The sequence below is a fragment of the Arthrobacter sp. 754 genome (assembly GCF_040548695.1).
Classification (GTDB): domain Bacteria; phylum Actinomycetota; class Actinomycetes; order Actinomycetales; family Micrococcaceae; genus Arthrobacter.
Genome location: NZ_JBEPSC010000004.1, coordinates 533,649 through 557,570 on the forward strand (window position 1 = coordinate 533,649; position 23,922 = coordinate 557,570).

Genomic DNA, 23,922 nt, shown 5'->3' on the forward strand with positions numbered 1-23,922 from the left:
CGCACTGTGTTGTGTAATACGCAATGGGATCTCCCCCAGGTCCGCGGACCCATGAAAGGAACACAGCTAAATGGTTCACAAGGTCAAGGCCGTCATTGCCAGGGAAAAGAACGCTCCGGTCTCGGTGGAGACCATCCTCGTCCCGGATCCGGGCCCGGGCGAGGCCCTGGTGGACATCCTCACCTGCGGCGTCTGCCACACCGACCTCCACTACAAGCAGGGCGGAATCACCGACGATTTCCCCATCCTGCTCGGCCATGAAGCCACCGGCGTGGTCAGCGCCGTGGGTCCCGGCGTCACAGAAGTGGCCCCCGGTGACCGCGTCATCCTGAACTGGCGGGCCGTGTGCGGCGAATGCCGTGCGTGTGCCAAGGGCCAGCCGCAGTACTGCTTCAACACCCACAACGCCACCCAGAAGATGACCCTCGAGGACGGCACGGAACTCTCCCCCGCACTCGGCATCGGCGCCTTCGCGGAGAAGACCCTCGTCGCCGCCGGGCAGTGCACCAAAATTGACGACGACGTCGATCCCGCCGCCGTCGGCCTGCTGGGCTGCGGCGTGATGGCCGGCATCGGTGCCGCCATCAACACCGGTGAGGTCAAGCGCGGCGAGTCCGTAGCCGTGATCGGCTGCGGCGGTGTGGGCATCGCCGCGATCGCCGGCGCCAAGCTCGCAGGGGCCACCACCATCATCGCGGTGGACATCGACGCCAACAAGGTGGAAATGGCCAGGTCTCTGGGAGCCACCCATGGTGTGGATTCCAGCAAGGAAGATCCCATCGAGGCCATCCGTGCCCTCACGGGCGGCAACGGAGCGGACGTGGTGATTGACGCCGTCGGACGCCCCGAAACCTACAAGCAGGCGTTCTACGCCCGCGATCTCGCCGGCCGCGTGGTCCTGGTGGGCGTCCCGACGCCGGGCATGTTGCTCGAACTGCCGCTGCTGGACGTCTTCGGCCGGGGCGGCTCGCTGAAGTCCTCCTGGTACGGCGACTGCCTGCCCTCCCGCGACTTCCCCATGCTCGTGGCCCACTACAAACAGGGCAACCTGGAATTGGACGCGTTTGTGACCGAGCGGATCACCATCGACCAGGTGGAGGAGGCGTTCGCCAAAATGCATGAGGGTAAGGTCCTCCGCTCCGTGGTTGAACTCCCCGTCGCAGGCCTCTCCTGATGGTTTCCTGCTGGCTACGTTCGTGCCGCGCGCCGGCGGGTGAGCCTGTCCAGACCCCGCCCCGCAGGTGGGCTCCCGCCTTCCTCCCGGGAGGCCACGGTAACGGAGGCGACTTGTTCGAGCCGCGGGTGCAGGTCGTCGCCGTCTTCCACCACTCCGGTCTGCCACCACAGCTTCAGCCCCTCCGGGAGGACTTCGAGGCAGGCCAGGTTGTTGGTGAACCAGGGACCTTTGACGCCTTTCCAGCGGAACGGCGGGTCCGGCACTTTCGCTGAGCGCGCCACCAAAGCACCCACCGGCGCAGCCACTCCATAGGACATGACTGCAGCGAAGGACCTCATCAAGCGGGGCAGGGGGTTGCGGATCGGGGAGCAGACGGCCTGCATGATGCGGCTGCCCGAAGCGCGCTCCACCTCCGCGACGTAGGAATAATGGACGTCCCCGGAGAGGAACATGATTGTTTCCGGTGCAACGCCGCGTTTGCCGTCGGCGATCTCAGTGACCATGGCTGCCACCTGATGGAAGCTGTTCTCGAAAGCGCCCCAATGTTCAAGATCCACAGCCTGGCGGACTTTCTCACCCGCACGAGCGGCACGGTTTCCCCATGCACCTTGGGAAATGGCCTCATTCCAGGATTCGACATAATGCAGGCCCATCGGCAGCAGGAAAGGCAGCGAGGTTGCTACCAGCAGGTGCCGGAAACCGCCCCGCATACTGCCGTCGAGCCAGGCCATTTCATCCTTGTCGAGCAGGGCACGGTTGTCCGGAGCCAGATCCCGGGCGGCGCGCGAGTCCACCACAATCAGCCGGGTATCGCCAATATCCCGGCAGTAGCTCCACCGGTAGGACTTCGGATCCTGATCAGCCCGGTCCGCGAAATCATCCAGCGCAGCGCTGACGTCGATTTCGGCCTCACCCGTGTGGCCGGCGATCTGCCGCCAGATCGGGTCCTCATCACGTTCCTGCGGTGAGAGATTCCCCAGGTGCTGGTAGACCCAGTATGAGGCCAGCCCCGCGACGATCCGCCCGTGCCACCAGGACGTCGCCTCCATCTCCTTTTTCCAGCTCAAGGAGGTGTTCCAGTCATCACGGATGTCGTGGTCGTCGAAGATCATGGCGCTGGGCAAGGTGGACAGCAGCCACCTGTTCGCCGGGTCCGACCAGGCCAGGAAGTAAAGGTGGGCGTATTCCTCGTAGTCCTTCAGTTCCTCCCCCGGCGGCGCCTCGATGTCCCGCCTGGCCCGAATGAACTCCTGCATCTGTTCGCTGGTCAGATCGGCGTAGACCTGGTCCCCTAGGAAAGCCACCAGATCCGGCCACGGCAGGTCAGCGTCGGACGCCATCGCCAAGGCGAAAGCGCGGAGTGAATCGACGCCATGGGTGCGGTTGCCGGCCGCGTCGTGCGGGACACTGGTGCGGCAGGAGCCGTAGGCCATGCGCAATGGCTTGCCCGGCTTCAGCGTCGCAATCACCGGTGGCGGAAACCCTGAGGTGGGCTCGGGCCAGCACTGGGTCCCGTCAATTTCAAGGGTGTAAGGCAGCACGCTGCCCGGCTCCAGCCCGGCCGCCTCCACCAGAGCATAGTGGTGGCCGTGCGCAACAAACGTGCGGGCCTCCCAGCTGCGGTCACCGGCCCGGACCGTGACACGGGAATCGCCCCGGGTCTCCACCCAGATGCTGGCAGAAGTCTCGTCCACGTACCGCATCATGGGGCCCAACACCAGGGGCGACGTCGTCATGACTTAGTTCTACCCGTTCCGGGCCGCGGCAACCATACGGGCAGCCGGGAACCAAGGAAATAACTCCACTCCACGTCTAAAACAATTACGGAGCGAAAGGCGACGGGCGGTGTGGTTCGGCGCCCCAAGGCGCGAGTTACCAGCCGCGCTCGGCGAGGCGGTGGGGCTGCGGGATCTCGTCCACGTTGATGCCCACCATGGCTTCGCCCAGGCCGCGGGAGGCCTTGGCGATGACGTCCGGGTCGTCATAATAGGCAGTGGCCCTGACGACGGCGGCGGCACGCTGGGCCGGGTTGCCGGACTTGAAGATGCCGGAACCGACGAACACGCCGTCGGCGCCGAGCTGCATCATCATCGCAGCATCAGCCGGGGTGGCGATACCGCCGGCGGTGAACAGCACCACGGGAAGCTTGCCGGTGGAGGCGATTTCCTTGACGAGCTCGTACGGGGCCTGCAGTTCCTTGGCCGCGACGTACAGCTCGTCCTCGGGCAAGGACGCGAGCTTGAGGATCTCGGCGCGGATCTGGCGCATGTGGGTGGTGGCGTTGGAGACATCGCCGGTGCCGGCCTCGCCCTTGGAACGGATCATCGCCGCGCCCTCGTTGATACGGCGCAGTGCCTCACCGAGGTTGGTGGCGCCACAGACGAAGGGAACGGTGAACTTCCACTTGTCGATGTGGTTGGTGTAGTCGGCGGGGGTCAGGACCTCGGACTCGTCAATGTAGTCCACGCCGAGTGACTGCAGGATCTGCGCCTCGACGAAGTGGCCGATCCTGGCCTTGGCCATGACGGGCACGGACACGGCGTCGATGATCTTGTCGATCATGTCCGGATCGGACATGCGGGACACGCCACCCTGGGCGCGGATATCGGCCGGAACGCGTTCCAGCGCCATGACTGCCACGGCACCGGCATCTTCGGCGATGCGGGCCTGTTCGACGTTGACGACGTCCATGATGACGCCGCCCTTGAGCATCTCAGCCATACCGCGCTTGACGCGGCTGCTGCCCGCGACAGCAATATGTTCGTACGGGAGTCGTTTCAGGGTCACTTCTTGCTCCAAAAGGACGGGGCGCCTGCGAAGCCAGGCATTCGGGTAAAGGGACTGGCCCCGGGCGCATGAGCGCACCCGGGGCTACACGCAGGTCACCGAGTCAGCATTCGATGACGTTCACCGCGAGGCCGCCCCGGGACGTCTCCTTGTATTTGCTCATCATGTCGGCGCCGGTTTCCCTCATGGTCTTGATCGCTTTGTCCAGGGATACCTTGTGGCTGCCGTCGCCGTGCAGGGCAAGGCGGGCGGCGTTGATGGCTTTGACGCTGGCAATGGCGTTGCGCTCGATGCAGGGAATCTGCACCAGGCCACCCACTGGGTCGCAGGTCAGGCCAAGGTTGTGTTCAATGCCCACCTCGGCGGCATTCTCCACCTGGGCCGGCGTGCCGCCCAGCACTTCGCAGAGGCCGGCCGCGGCCATCGAGCAGGCGGAGCCGACCTCGCCCTGGCAGCCCACCTCGGCCCCGGAGATGGAGGCGTTGATCTTGAACAGGATTCCCACCGCGGCCGCTGTCAGCAGGAAACGGACCACACCGTCGTCGTTGGCGCCGGGCACGAACTTCACGTAGTAGTGCAGCACCGCGGGAACGATGCCGGCCGCGCCGTTGGTGGGTGCGGTGACGATCCGGCCGCCGGCGGCATTTTCCTCGTTGACGGCCAGGGCGAACAGGTTCACCCACTCCATCGCCCGGAGCGGATCGGTCACCCCGGTGTCCGCCGTCAGGGTCTGGAACAACGACGGCGCCCGTCGCCTGACGTTAAGGCCGCCGGGAAGAATCCCTTCCGCAGCGCAGCCGTTGTCCACGCATTCGCGCATCACCGCCCACAGCCCCAGCAGCTTTTCCCGAAGCTCAGCTTCGCTGCGCCAGGTGAGTTCGTTGGCGAGCATCACGTCGGAGATGGACATGCCCTCGCGGCTGCAGATCTCCAGTAGTTCGTCCGCCGTGCTGAACGGGCACGGCAGGACGGTGGCGTCGGCCACTACCCGGTCCTCGCCCGCGGCATCGCCGTCAACGACGAAGCCGCCCCCAATCGAATAGAAGCTCCGCTCGCTGAGGACGGTTCCAGCGTGGTCCAGAGCCCGGAATGTCATGCCGTTGGGGTGGGCGGGGAGGGACTTGCGCCGGTGCAGCACCACGTCCTCGTCCCAGTTGAAGTCCACGCGGTGGACCCCGCACACCCACAGTTCGGCGTCGAGGGCCGCCGCGGCCACCTGGTCATCCGCCGTGGTGGTGTCCACGGTTTCGGGATCAAGCCCCCTAAAGCCCAGGACCACGGCCTTGTCCGAGCCGTGGCCCCGGCCGGTGGCCCCGAGCGAGCCGAACAGTTCGGCCTGCACGCGCCTGGTGGAGCTCAGGTGTCCTTCGCCTTTGAGCCCGTCGGCGAACAGCTTCGCTGCCCGCATCGGGCCGACCGTGTGTGATGACGACGGCCCGATGCCAACGGAAAACAGGTCCAGGGCACTGAGTGCCATTAAGGGACCTCAGGGGAGGCGTATTCCCGCATGGCATCAAGGAGCCAGCGGCCCAGGAAATCGGCGAATGAAGCCCGGGGGAAGATCCGGTAGCTTTCGTCAGCGGTTTTCCACAGGACCACCGGGATGTTGCCGATCTCCGTGGAAAGTGCCGTACCGGCCTTGAACCCGCGGGGGTGGAGGTCCAGCGAGCAGCCCTTTTCCAGGACGGCCCGGGCCCGCGCCCCGGTCAGTTCGAACGTGGTGCGGTTGGCGGAGAGGTCCACCACCTGGCCTTCGCCGTCGCCAAGGGCTTCCCGGAGTGCCTGCAGCAGGTCACCGCCCAGCGACTCGTGGGCTTCCATCGGCGCCACCACCAGGAACTCCTCGGGCCCGAGCCACAGCACGGACGTTTCCCCGGCGCCGCTGACGGCGCCGCACGCTGCGGGCAGCCCGCCTGTGACGGACGCGATGCGTGTCCCGGCTTCGGTGGCCGGATTAACCCGGACGCCAACCATGGTCAGGAAGGTGATTTCACTCAGTTCCACGGTGCCGGGGACGGACGCCGTTTCAAATGCTGCCCTGAGCAGCGCAGCGGGGCTGGTGCGGAGTGACAGGTTCGTCTCACGGGAGGTTTTGGGTGCTGCTGTTTCAGCCATCTTTGCGGGTCCCTTCGGGGTCAAAAAGTACGGTTTCTGCGACAACAACGTCAACCACCTGGTTTCCTGCGACGGCCACCAGGGTCTCGCCGATCCGGTTGCGGCCGTTCTTGATCAGTGCGAGGCCAAAGGAGCGGCCCAGTGCGGCGCTGTGGTAGCTCGAGGTCACGAATCCCTGCATGGGAACCGGGCCGTAGGCGGGGGTGGTGGGGATCCCCTTTTCCACGAGCTGGGTGCCTTCCGGAAGCCGGAACGAGCCGTCCACGGGCAGCACGCTGACCAGGTGCTTGCGGTCCTCGCGCCGGGCGTCCGCCCGGGCGTAGGAGCGCTTGCCGATGAACTCCTTGGCCTTGGAGACCACCCAGTCCATGCCGGCGTCCTGCGGGGTAACGGTGCCGTCGGTGTCCTGCCCCACGATGGGGTAGCCCTTTTCGGCGCGGAGCACGTGCATGGTTTCGGTGCCGTAGGGGGTGATATTGAATTCGGCCCCTGCCGCGGCCACGGCTTCCCAGGTGTTCAGCCCGTACCAGGACGGAATGTTGATCTCGTAGGCCAGCTCACCGGAGAAGGAGATCCGGCAGACCCGTGCCTGCACGCCGGAGGCGAGGGTTGTTTCACGGAAGGTCATAAACGGGAAGGCTTCCGCCTCCAGCCCGCCGTTGGCTGCCAGTTCCGGTGCCACCTTGGCGAGGACCTCGCGGGACTTGGGTCCGACGACGGCAATGGTGGACCACTGTTCGGTCACCGAGGTGCAGTGGACGTCCAGCTCAGGCCATTCGGTCTGCAGCCATTCCTCCAGCCAGTCGAGCACCTTGGCGGCGCCGCCGGTGGTGGTGGTCATGAAGTAGCGGTCATCGTCCAGACGGAGGGTCACGCCGTCGTCGAAGATCATGCCGTCAGCCATGCACATCACGCCGTACCGGGCCGAACCCGGGGCGAGCTTCTTGAACGCGTTGGTGTAGATCCGGTTGAGGAACTCTCCGGCGTCCTTGCCGCGGATTTCGATCTTGCCCAGCGTGGTGGCGTCCATAAAGCCCACGGAATCGCGGACGGCGGCGCATTCGCGCAGCACGGCAGCGTCCATGTCCTCGCCGGCCTGCGGGTAGTACCAGGGACGCTTCCACTGTCCGACGTCCTCGAACAGGGCGCCCTTGGCAACGTGCCACGGGTGGATCGAGGTGACGCGGGCGGGATCGAACAGTTCGCCGCGCTGGCGTCCGGCCAGTGCCGCGAACGCCACCGGGGTGAACGGCGCGCGGTAGGTCGTGGTGCCGATGTCGCCGATGCCGCGGGAGGCTTCGCCGACCGTGCGGAGCGCTGCGGCGATGACGCCGATCGCGTTGACGCCGGAGGTCTTGCCCTGATCGTTGGCGGTGCTGATGGAGGTGTAGCGCTTGATGTGCTCCACGGACCGCATGCCGGCTCCGGTGGACCGCAGCACGTCAGCCACTGACTGGTCGCGCTGGAAGTCCACGAAGTGGTGGTGCCAGTCATCCGGCGTGCCCTGCTCGCCCGGAACCAGCCACAGCTGGCGCGTCGGGGCCGAGGCCTTTGGCTCACCGAACGGGACGGGCTTCGTGGTGGACTCGAAGCCCGCAGCGATCGCCGCCGATGCTCCGGCGGAGATCCCCTCGGCCAGGCAGTCTGCGAGTTCGAAGCTGCCGCGTCCGGAGCCGATGGTCTGCTGGTTCGGGACCACGGTGCTCGGCACGAAAGCGGCGAGCTCATCGTCCCAGCGCAGCTTGCCCTGGCGCTGGGAGTGGAGGTGCACCAGCGGGCTCCAGCCACCGGAAACTGCCAGCAGATCGCAGGCGATCTCCTCGATGCCGGAGGTGAGTTCGCCGTCGTCGTTGATGCTGCGGATGGTGACGGAGTTCAGACGGCCGTCCTCTCCCGCAGTGGTGTTGGCCACCGCGCTGCCGATCAGCACGCGGGTGCCGGCTTCGACGGCGGCCGCAGCCACCGGAGTGAGCTGGGGGCGGGCGTCGACGACGGCGGCGAGCTTGACCCCGGCGGCGCGGAGGTCTGCGGCCAGGGCGTAGGCGCTGTCGTTGGTGGTGCTGATGACAACGCGCTGCCCGGCGGCAACTGCGTAGCGGTTGAGGTAGCTGCGGACGGCCGAGGCCAGGATGATGCCGGGGCGGTCGTTGTTCTCGAACACCAGCGGGCGTTCGTGCGCGCCGGGTGCCACCACGACCTGCTTGGCGCGGACATGCCAGATCCGCTGCCGGGACACGCCGGGGGCGGCCGGGCTGGACAGGTGGTCGGTGCGGTTCTGGACGGCGATGACGTAGTTGGCGTCGTAGGCACCGAAGGCGCTGGTGCGGTTCAGGACGGTGGATTCGGCGCCGGAAACGAGCTCGGCTTCCACGTCAGCTACCCATTCCAGGGCCGGCTTGCCTTCGATGGTCTCGGCCAGTTCGGGGGCGGTGGAGCCGGACAGGAGGGACCCGCCCAGTTCAGGCTGGTCGTCCATGAGGATGACACGGGCGCCGCTGCGGACAGCTTCGCGGGCTGCGGCGAGGCCGGCGGGGCCACCGCCGATGACCAGGACGTCGGTGTGGACGTACTTCTTGTCGTATTCAGCGTGGTCCTCGTCCGGGTCAAGCTTGCCCAGGCCGTTGAGCAGTTCCGCCTTCAGGCCGTCCACCAGGGTGACGGTGGTGGCGGGGAGCATGGACTCGGCGACGTCGCCGGGGAAGCGCGGGAAGATCTTGACCATCGCGTTGGATTCCTCAACGCCGGCGGAGATGATGCCACGGGCGCGGTCCTCGTAGAGCGAGTTGCCGGCGGCGATGCGCCCGTTGGCGATCAGGGCCGAGGCGAGGGTGTCGCCGGGGTGGCCCGTGAATTCCTCGCCGTCCACGGTGAAACGCCAGGAGATGGTGCGGTCGATGCGTCCGCCGGAGGCGAGGCGGGCGTTCTGGGAAGTCACTTGGTTGCTCCCTTCGGGGCGGTGGTGCTGGTGCTGGGCGCTGAATCGGCCGGCGCGATGCTGGTGCCGGAGATGCTGGGAGCCGCGGTCCCGGTGGTGGTGCTGTCCGGGGCGGTGCTGGCAGTGCCTGATTCAGGTGCCGGGGCGGCTTTGTCGGGCCGGGGCGCGCCCATGGGGTAGATCGCCTGGATCTCATAGGTGACCGTGTCGCGGAGCATGTTGAACCACTGGCGGCAGCCGGTGCTGTGGAGCCAGCGTTCGGCAAAGGCGCCCTTGGTATTGTCCCGGTAGAACAGGAACTCGGCCCATTCGCGGTCGTTCAGTTCGTTCGGGTTTTCCGGATAGGCCACGTGGGCCTGGCCGCCGTAGTGGAACTCGGTCTCGTCGCGGGAGCCGCAGTTGGGGCATGAAATGAGGAGCATGTCCGGACTCTCTTCTAGTGGGCCACGGCAGCTGCGCCGTGCTCGTCGATCAGGGCGCCGGTTTCGAACCGCTCCAGCGCAAATGGCTTGTTCAGTTCGTGCGGAGTTCCCGTGGCGATGGTGTGGGCAAAGGTGAGGCCCGCGGCCGGCGTGCCTTTGAAGCCGCCGGTGCCCCAGCCACAGTTCACGAACATGTTCTCCACCGGAGTGGTGCCCACGATCGGGGAGGCGTCCAGCGTTGTGTCAACGATGCCGCCCCAGGTCCTGAGTACGTGCGCACGGGCAAAGATCGGGAAGAGCTCGACGGCGGCCGCCATCTGGTGCTCGATCACGTGGAACGAGCCGCGCTGGCCGTAACCGTTGTAGGAGTCCACACCGGCGCCCATGACCAGCTCGCCCTTGTGGGCCTGGGAAACATAGACGTGCACGTGGTTGGACATGACGACGGTGGGGTGGACCGGTTCGTGCAGTTCCGAAACCAGCGCCTGCAGCGGGTGGGACTGGATGGGGAGCCGGAAGCCGGCCATTTCGGCCAGGACCGAGCTGTGCCCGGCGGCGCACAGGCCCACCTTTTCGGTGTTGATGGTGCCGCGGTTGGTCTGGACACCCGTGACGCGGTTGCCGTCCTTGACGAAGCCGGTGACTTCGCAGTTCTGGATGATGTCCACGCCCAGCTCGTCACACTTGCGGGCGAAGGCCCAGGCAACGTGGTCATGCTTGGCGATGCCGGCGCGCGGCTGGTACGTGGCGCCCATGACGGGGTAGCGGATGTTGTCGTTGATGTTCAGGATGGGGCAGAGTTCCTTGACCTGCCTGGGGTCCAGCCACTCGGCGTCCACTCCGTTGAGCTGGTTCGCCCCGACCCGGCGCATGCTTTCGCGGACATCACCCAGGGTGTGGGCGAGGTTCATCACGCCGCGCTGGCTGAAGAGGAAGTCGTATTCGAGCTCCTCCGGCAGGATTTCCCAGAGCTTGAGGGCGTGCTCGTAGATGGCCGCGCTCTCGTCCCAGAGGTAGTTGGACCGGATGATGGTGGTGTTCCGGGCCATGTTGCCGCCGGCCAGCCAGCCCTTTTCGAGGACGGCGATGTTGGTCATGCCGTGGTTCTTGGCCAGGAAGTAGGCGGTGGCCAGGCCGTGCCCGCCGCCACCGACGATGACTGCGTCGTAGCTTTTCTTGGGGTCCGGGTTGTGCCAGAGGAATTCCGGGTGCTCGGGAAGCAGATCGGCCATTATGCCACCTCGTTTTCGTTCGCGTCAGAAGAGAGATTGGGGTAGAGCGGGAACTTTCCGGCGAGGATTTCCACCCGCTGCCGCAGTTCCGCCACGGTCTCGTCGCTGAACTCGCGCTTGAGTGCTGCGGCGATAATGTCTGCGACCTCGGTGAACTCTGCCTTCCCGAACCCGCGCGTGGCCAGTGCCGGCGTTCCGATGCGCAGACCGGAAGAGATCATCGGCGGCCGCGGGTCGAACGGTACGGCGTTGCGGTTGACCGTGATGCCAATCCGGTGCAGGCGGTCTTCGCCCTGCTGGCCGTCCAGTTCCGAATGGCGCAGGTCCACAAGGACCAGGTGCACGTCGGTGCCACCGCTGACTACCGTCACGCCGGACTCCGCAACGTCGTCAGAGAGCAGGCGTTCTGCGATGATGCGGGCGCCTTCCAGGGTGCGTTCCTGGCGGTCGCGGAACTCGGGCTCAGCAGCGAGCTTGAAGGCCACAGCCTTGCCGGCAATGACGTGCTCCAGCGGGCCACCCTGCTGTCCGGGGAACACCGCGGAGTTGACCTTCTTGGCGATGGCGGCGTCATTGGTCAGGATCACACCACCGCGCGGGCCGCCCAGGGTCTTGTGGGTGGTGCTGGTGACAATGTGGGCGTGAGGCACGGGGTTGGGGTGCAGCCCTGCAGCCACCAGCCCGGCGAAGTGGGCCATGTCCACCATCAGGTAGGCGCCCACCAGGTCCGCGATACGGCGGAATTCGGCGAAGTCCAGCTGCCGGGAGTAGGCGGACCAGCCGGCGACGATCAGCTGCGGTTTGTTCTCAACCGCCAGGCGCTCGACTTCAGCCATGTCGATGGTCATGGTGTCCTCGCGCACGCCGTACGGGACCACCTTGTAGAGCTTGCCGGAGAAGTTGATCTTCATGCCGTGGGTCAGGTGGCCACCGTGTGCGAGGTTCAACCCCAGGATGGTATCGCCGGGCTGGATCAGGGCGAACATCGCCGCTGCGTTGGCCTGGGCGCCTGAGTGGGGCTGCACATTGGCGAATTCGGAGCCGAACAATGACTTGAGACGGTCGATGGCCAGCTGCTCGACCACATCAACGTGTTCGCAGCCGCCGTAGTAGCGCTTGCCCGGGTAGCCTTCGGCGTACTTGTTGGTCAGGACGGATCCCTGCGCCTCCATGACGGCGGTCGGCGCGAAGTTTTCGGAGGCGATCATCTCGAGTGTGCCCTGCTGGCGCAGGAGCTCCTGCTGAACAGCTGCGTGGATCGCAGGATCGGTCTCTGCGAGCGTACGGGTCAGAACGTCGACCATCTTTTCTCCTCTGCTATCTAATATCCTGTTGATATATTAGTTACGTGACTCAAGTATGCTATCCAGGCTGGTGGGTGTCAACAGATTTTTTGAGCCGTTCCAGAGGCGCCAAATGCGCGGCCGGAAGGGCCGCGCATTCGGTAATTCGCCGGGAGGTGGGGATCAGGTCAGGTGAAGAGCGCCTTGCGGACGGCGTCCTCGAAGCCGCTGACGTGGCTCCGCGCCAGGTCAGCGGCCCGCTCCTCGTCGCCGTCGATCACTGCGCCGAGCAGGTCCAGGTGCTCATGCACGTGGCGGGAAAGATCGGGAAGGCGGTCCAGCACCATGCACCAGATGCGGGTGGCGAGATTGTCGTACCGGATCAGGACGTCCTCGAGGTGGGGATTGCCCGCCGCTGCATAGATGCCTTGATGGACGCGGGCATCAAGGCGCAGGGTCTCGACGACGGGGGCCGCATCGGTATCGAAGGCTTCAACAGCCCGCAACACAGCCCGCAACTGCTCCCGTTGCTGCTCCGTGGCCACCCGGGCGGCGCGGGACGCTGCGAGTGGTTCAAGCTGTGTCCGGATTTCTGAAATGAAAGCGAGGTCGGTCACCTCCACGCGGGTGGCAAAGGTGCCCCTGCGTGGATACGAAACCACCAGGCGGTCGAGCTCGAGCCGCTTCAAAGCCTCCCGCACCGGAGTCCGCCCCATTCCGAGGTCCCTGGCAAGGTGGTCGTCGTTAAGGAGGTCGCCGGGTTTGATCTCAAGCATCAGCAGCCGGTCGCGGATGCGCTCATACGCCACGTCCGCCAACGACTTCTTTACCGCATCCTCCACGATCGCCAAAGCTTCAACTGCCATAACCCGGACCCCTTTCAATTCAGCCGAACAGGCTATTGACCTCGCCCACTGACCAGTATACGCTGATTCCCAGCCCTAATATATCAGTTTATTATCTGAGAATATATCTAACGGGAAGACACCCAAAGGAGGAGACATGACCCTCGTGGCAACAGACTCATCAACCAGCACGCTGACTCAGGACCGGCCCCGCGTGAAGGACAATGCCCAGAAGTTCGTACTCACACTGTCGTGCGTCGAACGTGCCGGTATCGTCCAGGCGGTCACCACTTTCCTCTTCGAACGCGGCTTCAATATCGAGGAGCACCAGCAGTTCGACGACGGGCTCCGCGAGACGCTGCACCTGCGCACCGCGTTCTCGGGGTCTCCCGAATACACACCGGAGCGCCTCCAGGAGGAGTTCAGCGCCATTGCGGACCGCTTCGAGATGAAGTTCAGCTTCCACGACCAGACCAAGCAGCGCATCCTGGTCATGGTGTCCAAGTTCGGCCACTGCCTGAACGACCTGCTCTTCCGCTGGCGCGGCGGAAGCCTCGGCGGCGACATCGCCCTGATCGTCTCCAACCATGAAACCCACCGGGCCATGGCCGAGGCCGCCGGCCTCCCCTTCATCTATCTCCCGGTAACCCCTGAGACAAAGTCCGACGCCGAGCGGCGCCTGCTGGAACTGGTGGACGAGCACAACATCGACCTCGTCGTGCTCGCCCGGTACATGCAGGTACTCTCCGACGACCTCTGCCGCTCCCTGGAAGGCCGGGCCATTAACATCCACCACTCCTTCCTCCCGGGATTCAAGGGCGCACGCCCCTACCACCAGGCCTACGACCGCGGAGTCAAGCTGGTGGGCGCAACGGCCCACTATGTGACCGCGGAACTGGATGAGGGGCCAATCATCGAACAGGAAGTCATCCGGGTCGACCACAGCTATGGACCGAACGCCCTTTCAACCGTCGGAGCGGACGCCGAAGCACTGGCACTCTCCCGCGCCGTGCGGTGGCACTGTGAACACCGTGTGCTGCTGGACCAGACCAGCACCGTAGTGTTCCGCTAAGCACAGCCACCCGCCCAGCACAGACAACACCCGAAAATCAGCAGGAGAAACCACATGGCATCGACGCCAAGCATTGTCATTATCGGAGCTGGAATCGTCGGCACAAACCTGGCCGATGAACTGGTCACCCGGGGTTGGAACAACATCACCGTCCTGGACCAGGGACCGCTGAACATGCCCGGCGGCTCGACGTCCCACGCACCCGGACTTGTCTTCCAGACCAACGCTTCAAAGTCCATGGCGCTCTTCGCCAAGTACACGGTTGAAAAGCTTTTGTCCCTGACCGAGGACGGCGTCAGCTGCTTCAACCAGGTGGGCGGCCTCGAGATCGCCACCACCGAGACACGCCTCGCGGATCTGAAGCGGAAGCTCGGCTATGCCGCCGCGTGGGGAATCGAGGGCAAGATCCTTACCCGTGCCGAGTGCAAGGAGCTTTACCCGCTCCTGAACGAGGAAGACGTCCTGGGCGGGCTCCACGTTCCCAGCGACGGCCTGGCCCGTGCTGCCCGCGCAGTCCAGTTGCTGATCAAGCGCACGGAAGCCGCGGGCGTCAAGTACCTGGGCAACACCACGGTGACGGGCATCGAGCAGTCCGGCCGCCGGGTCACCGGCGTCGAGACTTCCGAGGGCACCATCCCTGCCGATATCGTGGTCTCCTGCGCCGGCTTCTGGGGCGCCAAGATCGGCGAAATGATCGGGATGTCAGTCCCGCTCCTGCCGCTGGCCCACCAGTACGTCAAAACCACTCCGGTGCCCGCGCAAAAGGGCAAGAACGAACTGCCCAACGACGCATCCCTGCCCATCCTGCGGCACCAGGACCAGGACCTCTACTACCGCGAGCACGGCGAGCGCTACGGCATCGGTTCCTACGCCCACCGCCCCATGCCCGTGGACCTTGACGAGCTGGGCACGTTCGCACCCGAGACCATCAGCGACCACAACATGCCCTCCCGCCTCGACTTCACCCTGGAGGATTTCCTCCCGGCCTGGGAGGCCACCAAGCAGATCCTGCCGGCCCTGCGCGAAAGCGAAATCGAAGACGGCTTCAACGGCATCTTCTCCTTCACTCCCGACGGCGGATCCCTGGTGGGTGAGTCCAAGGAGCTGGACGGCTTCTTCGTCGCCGAAGCCGTGTGGGTCACCCACTCGGCCGGCATCGCCCGCGCCGTTGCTGAATTGCTGACCACCGGAAAGTCGGAGATCGATCTGGGTGACTGCGATATCCACCGCTTCGAAGAGGTCCAGCTGACCCCCGAATACGTCAGCGAGACGTCACAGCAGAACTTCGTGGAAATCTACGATGTCATGCACCCGCTCCAGCCCAAGCTTTCCCCCCGCAACCTCCGCGTCAGCCCGTTCCACGCACGCCACAAGCAGCTGGGCGGCTACTTCCTGGAGGGCGGCGGATGGGAGCGTCCGTACTGGTTCGAAGCCAACGCCGAACTGCTCAAGGAGATGCCTGACGAATGGCAGCCGCCGGCACGTGACGCCTGGTCCGGGATGTTCAGCTCGCCCATCGCCGCCGCCGAAGCCTGGAAGACCCGCACCGCGGTGGCCATGTACGACATGACTCCGCTGAAGCGCCTTGAGGTCTCCGGCCCCGGAGCCATGAAGCTGCTGCAGGAGCTGACCACCGCGGACATGACCAAGAAGCCGGGCGCCGTCACCTACACCCTCCTGCTGGACCACGCCGGCGGGATCCGAAGCGATATCACCGTGGCCCGCCTGAACGAAGACACCTTCCAGCTCGGAGCCAATGGAAACATCGACACGGCCTACTTTGAGCGGGCCGCACGCCACCAGACGGAAAACGGCACCGCCAGCGACTGGGTCCAGGTGCGCGACACCACCGGCGGCACCTGCTGCATCGGCCTGTGGGGACCCCTCGCCCGGGACCTCATCAGCACGGTCAGCAGCGACGACTTCTCCAACGACGGACTCAAGTACTTCCGCGCCAAGGAAGTAGTCATTGGCGGCGTCAAAGTCACGGCGATGCGCCTGTCCTACGTCGGCGAGCTGGGCTGGGAACTGTACACCAGCGCGGACAACGGCCAGCGCCTGTGGGACGCACTGTGGAAGGCGGGCCAGCCGTTCGGCGTGATCGCTGCCGGCCGCGCCGCGTTCAGCTCGCTGCGCCTGGAAAAGGGCTACCGCTCCTGGGGCACCGACATGACCACCGAGCACGACCCCCTCGAAGCGGGACTCGGTTTCGCCGTGAAGATGACCAAGGAAAACTTCGTCGGTAAGGCAGCACTGGAAGGCCGGACCGAGGAAAACTCCGCCCGCCGCCTGCGCTGCCTGACGGTCGACGACGGCCGCAGCATCGTCCTGGGCAAGGAACCGGTCTTCTACAAGGACCAGGCAGTCGGCTACGTCACCAGTGCCGCCTACGGTTACACGGTGGCCAAACCGATCGCTTACGCGTACCTCCCGGCCGCTGTGTCCCTTGGTGACTCGGTCGAGATCGAGTACTTCGGCCGGCGCATCCAGGCCACCGTCACGGCAGATCCACTGTACGACCCCACGATGACCAGGCTCCGCGGCTAACCACCCGCCAGACCGCTCAAGGGCACGCGGCCCGGACTCTTCATGCGCAACCGGAGTCCGGGCCGCTGCTTTTCCGTCCCATGCCCCGGGCCAGCCGGGTAGAGCTTCAGCACAGGAAGACACATGATCAGTTCAGAGACAATAAACGACTACCTCGCCAGGCTTGCCTCCCGCGAACCCACCCCGGGTGGCGGTGCAGCCGCGGCACTCCACGCAGCCCAGGGGGCGGCGCTTGTGGCCATGGTGGCCCGATACACCACCGGTACGAAATATGAGCAGCACGCCGAACTCGTCACCAGGATCATCAGCCGCGCGGACGGACTCGTGGCCCAGGCCGTGCGCCTCGCCGACGCCGACCAGCACGCATTCCAAGGCGTCATTGATGCCTACAAGCTCCCGTCCGGTACTGACGGCCTCAAAGCCGCCCGGACAGCGTCCATCCAGGACGCGCTCGTCCAGGCCGCGAAAACACCGGCTGACCTGATCCTTGTCGCCGGCGCCGTCGTGGAACTTGCCACGGAACTGTTCGAGGTGGCCAACGCCAACGTGATCAGCGACATCGCCGCCGCCGTCGACGCAGCCCGGGCAGCCGCCACCACTGCACGGGTCAACATCGACATCAACGTGGTGGCCATCAAGGACACCGAAACACGGTCCCGTCTGGCTGAGCAGACCGATGGCCTTGAGGACAAAATCATCCTGGCAGCCGACGAACTCGTGAAGCGCGTGCGTGAAAGGATTCTCAGTTGAGCACCACACTCCTCTCTGGACGAAACCTGGCAAAGCTCATTCAGCAGAAGGCCCACGACGAAGCCCGGAACCTCGAATCTGACGGCCTGCGCCCCACCCTTGCAGTGGTTGTGGCCACCGACGACGGCTCCACGCACTGGTATGTGCGTTCCATCGAACGGGCCGCAGAGAGTGCGGGCATCGATTGCCGGATCGTTGACCTGGGCCACGACGCGTCAGGACAAGTATTGGCCTCAGTCCTGAAAGACCTCAGCGCCGAGCCGTCCATCAACGGCATCATCCTGCAGACACCATTGCCTCCCGGCGTCGATGCAGATGCGCTGGTGGGGCAGATCGCCCCTGGGAAGGACATCGACGGCGCGAATCCCCTGAGCCTTGGCCGCCTGGCTGTCGGCCAGCCCTCGTTCGCCCCTGCCACCGCACGGGCCGTCACCGAGATCCTTGACCACTTCGACATCCCGGTGGCCGGCCGGAACGTCGTCGTGATTGGACGTTCCGCCGTCGTCGGAAAACCGCTGTCCCTGCTGCTGCTGGCACGCGACGCCACGGTCACCGTCTGCCACTCCAGGTCAGGGGCGCTGGAGAAATACACCAAGACGGCCGACGTCGTGGTGGTCGCCGCCGGGCGCACCGGCCTGCTGAACGGCAGCCACATTTCGTCCGGGGCCGTTGTGATCGACGTCGGCACCAACGTCCTTCCCGACGGGTCACTCGCCGGGGATGTGGACGAAGCGAGCGTCCGGGGTATCGCCGGGGCACTGACACCCGTTCCGGGTGGCGTCGGCTCAGTGACCACATCCCTGCTTCTGCTGCACACCACCGAGGCAGCGCGGGAACAGTCGCGTGCGTTGGTCCGGGGAGCAGCCGGGTGATTCACGGCAGGGAACCCTGCTTCGCTTAGGCCCGGTTATCTCCGCGCCCGTGCGGATCCCTGCGATCCGGACAGGCGCGGACGCCGCCCCGCCAAGGGGCCCGCAGTGTCCCCGCCGCGGGGCTACAGGACGGCCCTGATGAGGTTCTCGAAGTCCGTCACATGCTTGGTGGTCAGCCGCGCAGCAGCTTCGGAGTCCCCGTCCGCAATGCACTCGAGCAGCTCAATGTGCTGGGCAATGTGCTCGGATACCGGAGGAAGTTTCTCCAGCACAAGGCTCCAGATCCGCGTCGCCAGGTTGTCGTACCGGATCAGGACATCCTCAAGATGCCGGCTCCCGGTGGCCCGGTAGATCATCCGGTGCACCCGCATGTCCAGGCGCATCAGGTCCTGCTGGGAGTGCATCTCCGGCAGGAGCTCCCCGACTTCCCTGGCAAATTCCCTGATCTCCCGCCGGAGCTGCGGCGATGCCATCCGGGCAGCCCGCGCTGCGGCCGCAGGCTCCAGAAGCTGCCGGATTTCGGATATTTCAGCCAGATCCGTGATGTCCACGCCTGCGGCGAATGTTCCCCTGCGGGGATACGCCACCACCAGGTGGTCGCTCTCAAGGCGCTTCATGGCTTCCCGGATGGGCGTCCGTCCCACTCCAAGCCGCCGGGAGATCACTTCGTCGTTCAACGGTTCGCCAGGCTTGATGTCCAACACAATCAGCTCATCGCAGAGCACCCTGTAGGCGAAGTCGGCGAAGGATTCGTCCTCCCGCCTCGTTGGCCGCAAAGACCTCCCAGCATCCGACGGTAGTTCTCCAGCGCTTGCCATTTCCACGTCCCCTCCCGATGCACGGCTTAGCCTTGACGCGAAGGCCTCCTGTACATAGTATTCCTAGAACTGATATATCAATATACTATCAAGAAAATGTCACCCGCCGGTAGGTACCAGTTGGAGAAGATCACATGGCTTCAAAAGCCCCCAAGCAGAATATCGACGAGTCAAAGCTGACTCTGACGAAGCCCAAGACGACCGCCGTCGGTCTTCCGGCTGTGGCGAATGCGTTGAAAATCTCCCTTGAGCAAATGGGCCCGCTGCGCAGCATCCAGACACTCCTGGCCGTCAACCAGGTTGACGGCTTTGACTGCATGGGCTGTGCCTGGCCTGAACACGAAAAGCGCAATGCTGCGGAATTCTGCGAGAACGGCGCCAAAGCGGTAGCCGAAGAAGGCACGCGCCGCCGCGTCACGCCAGAATTCTTCGCGCAACACTCCATCGCGGACCTGAAGACCCGGGACGACTACTGGTTGGGCCAGCAGGGCCGGCTGACGCATCCGATGCTCCTCGACGAAGGCGCAACCCACTACAGGCCCATCGAATGGGACGACGCCTATGAGCTGATCGCCCAGGAGATCAGGGACATGGAGCACCCCGACCAGTCAGTCTTCTACACGTCCGGGCGGACATCGAACGAGGCAGCCTTCGCCTACCAGCTCCTCGTTCGCGGCATCGGGACAAACAACCTGCCCGACTGCTCCAACATGTGCCACGAATCGTCCGGATCGGCCCTGGTCGAAACGATCGGCATCGGCAAAGGCTCCGTCAGCCTCACGGACCTGGAGACGGCGTCGCTGATTTTCGTGGCGGGACAGAATCCCGGCACCAACCACCCCCGCATGCTCAGCGCGCTGGAGAAGGCGAAGAAGAACGGCGCCGTCATCATCTCCGTGAATCCCCTCCCCGAAGCCGGGCTCATGCGGTTCGAGAATCCGCAAAACATTTCCGGCATGGTGGTGGGCACACAACTGACCGACGACTTCCTGCAAATCCGCGCCGGCGGCGATCAGGCCCTCTTCCAGGGACTTGGTAAATACCTTCTCGAAGCCGAAGCCCAGGGGCGCAATACCCCCGGGCTGGCCACAGTGCTGGACCACGCATTCATCAAGGACCACACCGTTGGCATCGACGAGTACCTGCGCTACCTCGAAAAGGCGGAATGGGACGACATCGTCGAAGCCACCGGCCTGACTCTGGAGCAGATCAGGTCCACGGGTGAGCGCCTCCTGGCCTCGAGCGCCACGATCGTCTGCTGGGCCATGGGCCTGACGCAGCACAAGCACTCGGTTCCCACCCTCCGCGACGTGGTCAACGTCCTGCTTCTCCAAGGCAACATCGGCAAGCCCGGGGCCGGCGTCTGCCCCGTCCGCGGCCACTCCAATGTCCAGGGTGACCGGACCATGGGCATTTTCGAGAAGATGCCGGAGAGCTTCCACGACAGGCTTGACCACCAGTTCCAGTTCCTCTCCCCCAGGGCGCATGGCTTCGACACGGTGGCCGCCATCCGCGCCATGCGGGACGGCAAGGTCCGCGTCTTCATCGGCATGGGCGGCAACTTCGTGCGGGCGGCCCCGGATTCCGAGGTCACGGAACAGGCGCTGGCCAACACCGGCCTGACGGTGCAGATCTCTACGAAACTGAACCATTCCCACGTATCGACGGGCAGACGTGCGCTGATTCTTCCGACGCTGGGACGAACCGAAAAGGACACCCAGCGCACCGGCGACCAGAGGGTGACCGTGGAGGACTCCATGAGTGCGGTCCACGCTTCCCGCGGACGCCTGAAGCCCGCGAGTGACCACCTGCACTCCGAGGTGGCCATCGTGTGCAACATTGCCCACAGGATCTTCACCGGCAGTGATAACCTCCCGCTGCCCAATACCCCCAAAGCCGACTGGCTAGCGATGAAGGACGATTACTCCATCGTCCGGAAACACATCGAAGCGGTGCTCAACGGCTTCGAGAACTTCGAGGAGCGGATCCAGCACCCCGGCGGGTTCGTCCTTCCGCACCCACCCCGGGACGCCAGGAAGTTCGATACCGCTTCGGGCAAGGCCCACTTCACAGGCAACGAACTCGAATTCATCAGGGTCCCTGCAGGACGGCTCGTCCTCCAGACCCTGCGCTCCCATGACCAGTACAACACCACCATCTACGGCAAGGATGATCGCTACCGCGGCATCCACGGCGGCCGCCGTGTAGTCATGACCAACGCGGACGACATCACTGAACTGGGGTTCGCGGACGGGGACATGGTCCATCTCATCTCCGAATTCCAGGGGACCGAACGCCGCGCCGAAAACTTCCGCATCGTGTCATACTCGACGCCCAAGGGTTGCGCGGCGGCCTACTACCCGGAGACCAACGTCCTGGTGCCGCTTGACTCCGTAGCCGACACCAGCGGCACGCCGACCTCCAAGTCCGTTATCGTGCGGCTTGAGCGGGCTGAAGCGTGAGTTCCGTCCTGACGGCGGAAGCAGCCGTCACCACGGGTGTGGACGGGCCGAGGGTGGAGCGGGCTGTTCGCGAATACCTCCTGGCCATCGGGGAGGACCCGGACAGGCCGGGGCTGGCGGACACCCCGGCCCGTGTTGCGCGCGCCGCCGCGGAGATGTTCGGCGGGCTCCATGAGGATCCTGTTGCGGTCCTGGACCGGACCTTCGACCTCGGCCACGGTGAAATGGTCATCGTTAAGGACATCCCGTTCTATTCCACCTGCGAGCATCACCTGGTGCCGTTCCATGGCGTGGCCCACGTAGGCTACATCCCGTCCGCCGAGGGACTCGTGACCGGCCTCAGCAAGCTTGCCAGGCTGGTGGACGTCTTCGCGCGAAGGCCGCAGGTCCAGGAGAGGCTCACCACCCAGGTGGTGGACGCGCTTGTTACGTCACTGCGCCCTCTGGGGGCCATTGTGGTGATCGAGTGCGAGCACCTGTGCATGTCAATGCGGGGCGTCCGCAAGCCAGGGGCAAAAACCATAACGTCCGCAGTCCGAGGCGAACTGCGCCTGCCGGCCGCCCGGGCCGAGGCGCTGAGCCTGATCCACGGCCGCTAGGAAATCTCTGGACATGCACCGTTGGCGCCTGTCCCGTTCCCGTAAATGGTGCTTCGATGGCCTGAAACCTGGGGAGGTAGCCCCATCGAAGCACCGCTTTCGGGCAACGGGGCGGGGTTTTCTGCATTGCCACGCCTAACGCCGATTGACGGCCTTGCCGCAGTGTCGGTCTAGGATGAACCAAGATGAGCCGGAAGGTTGGCTGGGACCTCCCTCCGGGTTCGCATACCCTGCATGGACGACGACACGAGGCATGATGGCCGCACGCAATGACCCGGACATGGACAAGGAGCCGGATGCGCAGGCTGGAGGCGTCCAATCGGTGGACCGCGCCCTGCAGATCCTGGAAATCCTGGCCCGCGAAGGCGATGCCGGCGTCAGTGAAATAGCCGAAGAGATGGGCATCCACAAGTCCACCGTGTCCAGGCTGGTGGGATCCTTGGTCGGGCGCGAGCTGGTCCGCCAGAACAGCGAACGTGGAAAGTACCAGCTGGGATTTGGCATCCTGCGCCTGGCATCGTCCATCCCGGGCAGGTTGAGCGTGGTTCACGAAGCCAGGGAGGTCCTCGAGAGCCTCGCAGCGGCATATAAGGAAACGGTCAACCTGGCTGTGCTGCGATCGAATTTTGCCGTCAACGTGGACCAGGCAATGGGACCTTCCACGCTGGCCACGTATGACTGGGTGGGCAGCCTGACACCGCTGCATGCAACGTCCAGTGGAAAGGTGCTCCTCGCGGCCCTGACTGCCGACGAAAGGGACGCAATCTTTAAGACGATCGGCCTGCCTGCCCGCACGCCACGTACCGTCACCAACCGTTCGGAGCTGGAGAAGCAGCTGCTGGACGTCGCGCGCAATGGCTATGCCGTCGTTCACGAGGAGTTCGAGATCGGGCTGACGGCGGTTGCAGTACCGATCTACAACCACCTGGGAAATGTCATCGCCGCGGTGAGTATTTCCGGGCCCGCTTTCCGGTTCACACCGGAAGAGCAGCCCGGGCTTATTGACGGCCTCAAGGACGCAGGCCTGGCCATCAGCACAAAAATGGGCTACAGACGCCGGTAGGCGACAGCTGTAACTATTCCGTTTTGCGTGTCATCATTGGCGCAAATCAGCCGAGACCCTTGACATCAGACTCCTCCGAGCGCAATCTGTTGCTTATCGCGATTGTCGTTGAGTCATGCGGAACGATCCCGTCATAACCCACTCGACGCGAATTTAGTCCCCCAACACCAAAGACGTGCCGGACAGGGTGCCTCCTTCACGCAGGTAACCCTCCGCACCGGAACCCGGGATGCAACCCGGCCAAACATTCCGGTAGGCACCCACGAAGCGCACATTGTCGACGTCAACACCATGATCATCGAACCGGACGAGGCCCCAACCTTCGGCCCGGACTGACACTCTGGGCCATGGTTAGCCGCCAGCCCATGCCTCACCGATCAAAGGACCCGCTCTTGGCTATTAATAGTGACCTGAAATCCCATACGCCCGAGGATTTGCCTGCTGAGAGTTCGTTGGCTGCAATTCCCCCCAACGGGAAGCGTGAAAGAACGCGGAACACCGCAACAGTCATTGCTGTCCCCGCGGACGAAGACTCCAGCCCTGCTGTCCTTGATCCGGAGGGCGGAGGCGCAGAGGGCCTGCCGGATTCAGAGGAGTACGTCCAGATCCTGGAAGAGCTTCGTACCGCCAAAACCGAGCAGGCCGTTTCGGCGCGCCGGAATGTCAAACTCACACTGGACAAGGTCACGTTCGGAATCACCGGCGCCATCGCCATCGCCTTTGTGATCTGGGGCTTCACCGGCCGCGACAGCCTCGCGACGTCCTCCACGGCTGCCCTGAACTGGGTCATGGAATACACCGGCTGGCTCTTCATGCTCCTGGCCTCGCTCTTCGTGGTCTTCGTCCTCTGGCTGGCCCTGGGCAAATTCGGCAACATCCCGCTGGGCAAAGACGGCGAAAAACCCGAATTCCGGACCGTCTCCTGGGTCTCGATGATGTTCGC

At 64.8% G+C, this 23,922-nt stretch carries 19 protein-coding genes; 9 read left to right on the top strand and 10 right to left on the bottom strand.

Going from position 1 to position 23,922, the window contains the following annotated elements:
* The first annotated feature begins 70 nt into the window (after window positions 1-70).
* Window positions 71-1,174 carry an S-(hydroxymethyl)mycothiol dehydrogenase gene (locus tag ABIA70_RS14680; protein ID WP_354148279.1) on the top strand — a complete coding sequence of 368 codons (1,104 nt, stop codon included), beginning with the start codon at window positions 71-73 and terminating at the stop codon, window positions 1,172-1,174.
* A gap of 14 nt (window positions 1,175-1,188) precedes the next feature.
* On the opposite strand, the gene ABIA70_RS14685 is transcribed toward ABIA70_RS14680, so the two are convergent.
* The 9 genes from ABIA70_RS14685 to ABIA70_RS14725 form a co-directional block, all read right to left on the bottom strand.
* Complete coding sequence (locus tag ABIA70_RS14685) at window positions 1,189-2,913, bottom strand: alkaline phosphatase D family protein (protein ID WP_354148280.1); 1,725 nt, start codon at window positions 2,911-2,913, stop codon at window positions 1,189-1,191.
* A 136-nt stretch (window positions 2,914-3,049) separates the two neighbouring features.
* Window positions 3,050-3,958 (bottom strand): pyridoxal 5'-phosphate synthase lyase subunit PdxS, encoded by a 909-nt coding sequence (gene pdxS / locus ABIA70_RS14690; RefSeq protein WP_502917211.1) that lies wholly within the window; start codon window positions 3,956-3,958, stop codon window positions 3,050-3,052.
* Between the two features lie 109 nt (window positions 3,959-4,067).
* Window positions 4,068-5,441 carry an L-serine ammonia-lyase gene (locus ABIA70_RS14695; protein WP_354148282.1) on the bottom strand — a complete coding sequence of 458 codons (1,374 nt, stop codon included), beginning with the start codon at window positions 5,439-5,441 and terminating at the stop codon, window positions 4,068-4,070.
* A complete protein-coding gene (locus ABIA70_RS14700; RefSeq protein ID WP_354148283.1) occupies window positions 5,441-6,079 on the bottom strand; it encodes a sarcosine oxidase subunit gamma in 639 nt (212 codons plus the stop codon). The genes ABIA70_RS14695 and ABIA70_RS14700 overlap by 1 nt, the downstream gene beginning before the upstream one ends.
* The gene (locus tag ABIA70_RS14705) at window positions 6,072-9,014 is read right to left on the bottom strand and encodes a sarcosine oxidase subunit alpha family protein (protein ID WP_354148284.1); all 2,943 of its coding nucleotides are present in this window, start codon (window positions 9,012-9,014) and stop codon (window positions 6,072-6,074) included. The genes ABIA70_RS14700 and ABIA70_RS14705 overlap by 8 nt, the downstream gene beginning before the upstream one ends.
* Entirely contained in the window at window positions 9,011-9,436 is a 426-nt protein-coding gene (locus ABIA70_RS14710; protein ID WP_354148285.1) for a sarcosine oxidase subunit delta, read from the bottom strand. Before ABIA70_RS14710 ends, ABIA70_RS14705 begins: the two co-directional genes overlap by 4 nt.
* A 14-nt stretch (window positions 9,437-9,450) precedes the next feature.
* A complete protein-coding gene (locus tag ABIA70_RS14715) occupies window positions 9,451-10,668 on the bottom strand; it encodes a sarcosine oxidase subunit beta family protein (protein ID WP_354148286.1) in 1,218 nt (405 codons plus the stop codon).
* Window positions 10,668-11,972, bottom strand: a complete 1,305-nt coding sequence (gene glyA, locus ABIA70_RS14720) for a serine hydroxymethyltransferase (protein WP_354148287.1) — start codon at window positions 11,970-11,972, stop codon at window positions 10,668-10,670. Before glyA ends, ABIA70_RS14715 begins: the two co-directional genes overlap by 1 nt.
* Before the next feature lie 167 nt (window positions 11,973-12,139).
* Window positions 12,140-12,817: a GntR family transcriptional regulator gene (locus ABIA70_RS14725; RefSeq protein WP_354148288.1), complete on the bottom strand. Its 678-nt coding sequence runs from the start codon at window positions 12,815-12,817 to the stop codon at window positions 12,140-12,142.
* 136 nt (window positions 12,818-12,953) lie between these two features.
* Here ABIA70_RS14725 and purU point away from each other — a divergent pair, with 136 nt between their 5' ends.
* The 4 genes from purU (at window position 12,954) to ABIA70_RS14745 (ending at window position 18,037) form a co-directional block, all read left to right on the top strand.
* Window positions 12,954-13,868, top strand: coding sequence for a formyltetrahydrofolate deformylase (purU, locus tag ABIA70_RS14730; RefSeq protein WP_354148289.1), 915 nt, complete (start codon window positions 12,954-12,956; stop codon window positions 13,866-13,868).
* A gap of 54 nt (window positions 13,869-13,922) precedes the next feature.
* Entirely contained in the window at window positions 13,923-16,415 is a 2,493-nt protein-coding gene (locus ABIA70_RS14735; protein WP_354148290.1) for a GcvT family protein, read from the top strand.
* A gap of 123 nt (window positions 16,416-16,538) precedes the next feature.
* On the top strand, window positions 16,539-17,165 hold the full coding sequence (locus ABIA70_RS14740) for a cyclodeaminase/cyclohydrolase family protein (RefSeq protein WP_354148291.1): 627 nt from the start codon (window positions 16,539-16,541) through the stop codon (window positions 17,163-17,165).
* Complete coding sequence (locus tag ABIA70_RS14745; RefSeq protein ID WP_354148292.1) at window positions 17,162-18,037, top strand: bifunctional 5,10-methylenetetrahydrofolate dehydrogenase/5,10-methenyltetrahydrofolate cyclohydrolase; 876 nt, start codon at window positions 17,162-17,164, stop codon at window positions 18,035-18,037. The genes ABIA70_RS14740 and ABIA70_RS14745 overlap by 4 nt, the downstream gene beginning before the upstream one ends.
* Before the next feature lie 122 nt (window positions 18,038-18,159).
* Here the strand turns inward: ABIA70_RS14745 and ABIA70_RS14750 are convergent, their stop codons facing one another.
* The gene (locus ABIA70_RS14750; RefSeq protein ID WP_354148293.1) at window positions 18,160-18,855 is read right to left on the bottom strand and encodes a GntR family transcriptional regulator; all 696 of its coding nucleotides are present in this window, start codon (window positions 18,853-18,855) and stop codon (window positions 18,160-18,162) included.
* 134 nt (window positions 18,856-18,989) lie between these two features.
* On the opposite strand from ABIA70_RS14750, the gene ABIA70_RS14755 reads away from it, so the two are divergent.
* From ABIA70_RS14755 to ABIA70_RS14770, 4 genes are all read left to right on the top strand, one after another.
* Entirely contained in the window at window positions 18,990-21,317 is a 2,328-nt protein-coding gene (locus tag ABIA70_RS14755) for an FdhF/YdeP family oxidoreductase (RefSeq protein WP_354148294.1), read from the top strand.
* Window positions 21,314-21,916 (top strand): GTP cyclohydrolase I FolE, encoded by a 603-nt coding sequence (gene folE, locus ABIA70_RS14760; protein ID WP_354148295.1) that lies wholly within the window; start codon window positions 21,314-21,316, stop codon window positions 21,914-21,916. Before ABIA70_RS14755 ends, folE begins: the two co-directional genes overlap by 4 nt.
* A gap of 256 nt (window positions 21,917-22,172) precedes the next feature.
* Complete coding sequence (locus tag ABIA70_RS14765) at window positions 22,173-22,979, top strand: IclR family transcriptional regulator (RefSeq protein ID WP_354148296.1); 807 nt, start codon at window positions 22,173-22,175, stop codon at window positions 22,977-22,979.
* A gap of 509 nt (window positions 22,980-23,488) precedes the next feature.
* Window positions 23,489-23,922 (top strand): BCCT family transporter (locus tag ABIA70_RS14770; protein ID WP_502917212.1); only part of this gene is annotated, 434 nt, incomplete at its 3' end.

What these genes read in the sequence shown, in the direction of transcription:
- ABIA70_RS14680 (WP_354148279.1), top strand. Translation starts at nt 71, where the DNA reads ATGGTTCACAAGGTCAAGGCCGTCATTGCCAGGGAAAAGAACGCTCCG.
- ABIA70_RS14685 (WP_354148280.1), bottom strand. Translation starts at nt 2,913, where the DNA reads ATGACGACGTCGCCCCTGGTGTTGGGCCCCATGATGCGGTACGTGGAC.
- ABIA70_RS14695 (WP_354148282.1), bottom strand. Translation starts at nt 5,441, where the DNA reads ATGGCACTCAGTGCCCTGGACCTGTTTTCCGTTGGCATCGGGCCGTCG.
- ABIA70_RS14700 (WP_354148283.1), bottom strand. Translation starts at nt 6,079, where the DNA reads ATGGCTGAAACAGCAGCACCCAAAACCTCCCGTGAGACGAACCTGTCA.
- ABIA70_RS14710 (WP_354148285.1), bottom strand. Translation starts at nt 9,436, where the DNA reads ATGCTCCTCATTTCATGCCCCAACTGCGGCTCCCGCGACGAGACCGAG.
- ABIA70_RS14715 (WP_354148286.1), bottom strand. Translation starts at nt 10,668, where the DNA reads ATGGCCGATCTGCTTCCCGAGCACCCGGAATTCCTCTGGCACAACCCG.
- glyA (WP_354148287.1), bottom strand. Translation starts at nt 11,972, where the DNA reads ATGGTCGACGTTCTGACCCGTACGCTCGCAGAGACCGATCCTGCGATC.
- ABIA70_RS14725 (WP_354148288.1), bottom strand. Translation starts at nt 12,817, where the DNA reads ATGGCAGTTGAAGCTTTGGCGATCGTGGAGGATGCGGTAAAGAAGTCG.
- purU (WP_354148289.1), top strand. Translation starts at nt 12,954, where the DNA reads ATGACCCTCGTGGCAACAGACTCATCAACCAGCACGCTGACTCAGGAC.
- ABIA70_RS14735 (WP_354148290.1), top strand. Translation starts at nt 13,923, where the DNA reads ATGGCATCGACGCCAAGCATTGTCATTATCGGAGCTGGAATCGTCGGC.
- ABIA70_RS14740 (WP_354148291.1), top strand. Translation starts at nt 16,539, where the DNA reads ATGATCAGTTCAGAGACAATAAACGACTACCTCGCCAGGCTTGCCTCC.
- ABIA70_RS14750 (WP_354148293.1), bottom strand. Translation starts at nt 18,855, where the DNA reads ATGGCAAGCGCTGGAGAACTACCGTCGGATGCTGGGAGGTCTTTGCGG.
- ABIA70_RS14755 (WP_354148294.1), top strand. Translation starts at nt 18,990, where the DNA reads ATGGCTTCAAAAGCCCCCAAGCAGAATATCGACGAGTCAAAGCTGACT.
- ABIA70_RS14765 (WP_354148296.1), top strand. Translation starts at nt 22,173, where the DNA reads ATGGCCGCACGCAATGACCCGGACATGGACAAGGAGCCGGATGCGCAG.